Below are 3,026 nucleotides of genomic sequence, written 5' to 3'. Positions count from 1 at the left end.
CCGAGGTCGTCGGCGCGAACATCTTTCAGTGCGCCGCCGTAGCGGCCGATGGGGGTGCGAATCGCGTCGCAGATGTATGCGTCAATCATGGGCGTCTCGATGGGCAGCGAACCCGCCGGGTGGCGGATTCGTTCATGGTAGAGAACTGCGCGACGTTTGCACGTCGGCCGAATGGGTTATGCCGTTTGGCCAGCTTCCGCGGACGCCGCCTTCGAGGCAACATGAATGCGGCTCTGGACGACACGGAAACGGTTCGCGACGAACGCCGAATCTGCGAGCGATGCGTTAGCGGCGGGATTCGCGCCCGTGCCGTGGAAATCAGAGAACGCGGCGGACTGATTGACGAACACGCCACCGTTCAAATTGATCGACAGCGCCACACCGCCACGCACGGCAGCATCGTGCGCCGAGTCGATCACTGCATCGTCCGTGCTGTAGACGGAGAGCGTAAGTGCGCCATGCTCGGCTGCGATCGCGCCGGCGAGATCAAGCGACTGGGCAGTCGAGTCGGTTGCGATGACGAACGAGATGGGGCCGAACCACTCCTGCGTGAATTTCTCACGGTCGGCGACGTCGAGCTGCAGCACGAGCGGCGTGCGAACGCGCGCATTGGAAAACGTGGGGTGTTGCAGCGTTTGGCTGTCCGCGAGGACGCGGCCGAGTTTGCGCGCGTCGTCGATTCGTGCGGTCACGCTGTCGTTCTGGATCGCGCCGATCAGTTCGACCGAGCGCGCCGCATCGCCGGTGAGTTTCTGGACTGCACTTGCGATCGCCTGCGCGACGTCGTCGAAGCTCACATGCCCCTCGGCTGTCCGGATGCCGTCGCGCGGTACATAGATGTTTTGCGGCGCCGTGCACATCTGGCCGGAATACAGGGCAAGCGAGAAGGCGATGTTCTTGGTGGTTGCTTTCAGGTCGTCCGTAGAGTCGATCACGATCTGGTTGACGCCGGCTTTTTCTGTATAGACCTGCGCCTGATGAGCATTTCGCTCGAGCCACGTGCCGTTCTGCGTGCTGCCAGTGAAGTCGATCAGCTTGATTTCCGGACGAAGTGCGAGGTCTTGCACCAGCGCGCCGTCATTCGGCTCGGTCGCAAGCAGCGTCACGACGTTCGGATCGAATCCGGCTTCGCGCAGCACGTCGCGTGCGATCCGGACGGTGATTGCGAGGGGCAGGGTCGCGCCCGGATGCGGCTTGACGATGACGGTATTGCCTGTCGCGAGATCGGCGAACAAGCCCGGATAGCCGTTCCATGTCGGGAACGTGCAGCAGCCGAGCACAAGCCCGGTACCGCGTGGGACGATCGTGTAGCGCTTGTGCATTGCAAGCGGCGGATTCTTGCCCTGCGGCTTTTCCCAGTGCGCGTCGCCGGGGATGCGACGCAGTTCGTCCCATGCATATGCGACTGCTTCGAGCGCGCGGTCCTGCGCGTGCGGGCCGCCTGCCTGGAACGCCATCATGAATGCCTGCCCGGTGGTGTGCATGACGCTGTAAGCGATCTCGAAGCTGGCGCGATTCAATCGCGCGAGAATCTCCAGGCTGACGCCAATCCACGCGGTAGGGCCGGCTTTGCGCCACGCGCCTTGGGCGGCGGCCGCTGCGGCGATCAATTCGTCGGGCGTCGATTTCGGATACCGCACGCCGAGCGTGAAGCCATACGGAGACTGCTCCATGCCGACCGTTTCGCCGGAAGCAGGCTGGTCGAGTTCGAACGTCTTGTCGAGGAGCGATTTGAACGCAGCCTCACCATCGGCGTTAGCGCTTTCCCCGTACACTTTGGGGCTCGGCATTTCGACAAACGGGCTCCAGTAGCCGCGGCTCTCGATGGCGGCGAGTGCGTGCTTCAGCGTGTCTTCGTGCTTCGTGAACAGTGGGTGGGTCATGGCGGCGGCCTGGTAAGACGTTGAGGGGGATCGAATCGATTAATTAACCGACCGGTTGGTCGGAGAATGGTAGCATCAAACTATTCGCATGTGCGAGGCGTTTCGCACTTCATTGACCGAGGGGAAATAGATGGCTTACGAGAACATCTTGGTGGAAACCCGTGGCCGTGTCGGCCTGATCACGCTGAACAGGCCGAAGGCGCTGAATGCGCTGAACGATGCGCTGATGGACGAGCTTGGAACGGCGCTCAAGGCGTTCGACGCGGACGACGACATCGGCGCGATCGTCCTGACGGGCAGCGAGAAGGCGTTTGCGGCGGGCGCTGACATCGGCATGATGGCGACCTACTCCTATATGGATGTCTATAAGGGCGACTACATCACCCGGAATTGGGAAACGGTTCGCCAGATCCGCAAGCCGATCATTGCTGCGGTCGCGGGCTTTGCGCTGGGCGGCGGCTGCGAGTTGGCCATGATGTGCGACACGATCTTCGCCGCGGATACGGCGAAATTCGGTCAGCCGGAGATCAAGCTGGGCGTCATGCCGGGCGCGGGCGGCACGCAGCGCTTGCCGCGCGCCGTGTCGAAGGCGAAGGCGATGGACATGTGCCTGACCGCGCGCTTCATGGGCGCGGATGAGGCGGAGCGCGCCGGACTGGTGTCGCGCGTGTTGCCGGCCGATAAACTGCTCGAAGAGGCGATCGCCGCCGCGACGACGATCGCCGAGTTTTCGCTGCCGGCAGTCATGATGATCAAGGAGGCGGTGAACCGAGCCTACGAAACGACGCTGGCGGAGGGTGTGCATTTCGAGCGTCGCATGTTCCATTCGCTGTTCGCGACGGAAGATCAGAAGGAAGGAATGGCCGCGTTCGTCGAAAAGCGGAAACCGGTATTCAAGCATCGCTGAAATCGGGTGGCGGCGCGGATTAATCGGTGTGGGCCGAGCCGCCCGCGTCGAGCGTGGCGGCCAGTTGTTCCACCTGAAAGATATCGATGTCTACCTGCCGGCCAGGGTCAGTGCGTGGCCACGGTGCTTTTGTTGGCGGGGCTTGCGCGGCGGGCGGGGATTGCCTAGAATCACGCCTCTTTCGCGCGGCGGGTGCTGCGGCGCGGGGGAAGGGAAGCGGGACGGCGCGACGCGGG

Annotated in this window: 2 protein-coding genes; one reads left to right on the top strand and one right to left on the bottom strand. The window is 63.2% G+C overall.

Annotated elements, in window-relative coordinates; translation table 11 throughout:
- Positions 1-176: 176 nt before the first annotated feature.
- Positions 177-1,883, bottom strand: a complete 1,707-nt coding sequence (gene paaN / locus KH616_RS23535) for a phenylacetic acid degradation protein PaaN (RefSeq protein ID WP_292253397.1) — start codon at positions 1,881-1,883, stop codon at positions 177-179.
- A 130-nt stretch (positions 1,884-2,013) separates the two neighbouring features.
- On the opposite strand from paaN, the gene KH616_RS23530 reads away from it, so the two are divergent.
- On the top strand, positions 2,014-2,790 hold the full coding sequence (locus tag KH616_RS23530; protein ID WP_292253395.1) for an enoyl-CoA hydratase: 777 nt from the start codon (positions 2,014-2,016) through the stop codon (positions 2,788-2,790).
- Positions 2,791-3,026: the final 236 nt, after the last annotated feature.

This window comes from Burkholderia sp. (genome assembly GCF_018375725.1).
Lineage (GTDB): Bacteria > Pseudomonadota > Gammaproteobacteria > Burkholderiales > Burkholderiaceae > Burkholderia.
The sequence above is the reverse complement of the archived record's forward strand: the minus strand, read 5'-3'. Positions and strand labels throughout refer to the sequence as shown.

Bases quoted from the DNA above. Each gene is read 5' to 3' on its own strand.
- KH616_RS23530 (WP_292253395.1), top strand. From the start codon at position 2,014: ATGGCTTACGAGAACATCTTGGTGGAAACCCGTGGCCGTGTCGGCCTG.
- paaN (WP_292253397.1), bottom strand. From the start codon at position 1,883: ATGACCCACCCACTGTTCACGAAGCACGAAGACACGCTGAAGCACGCA.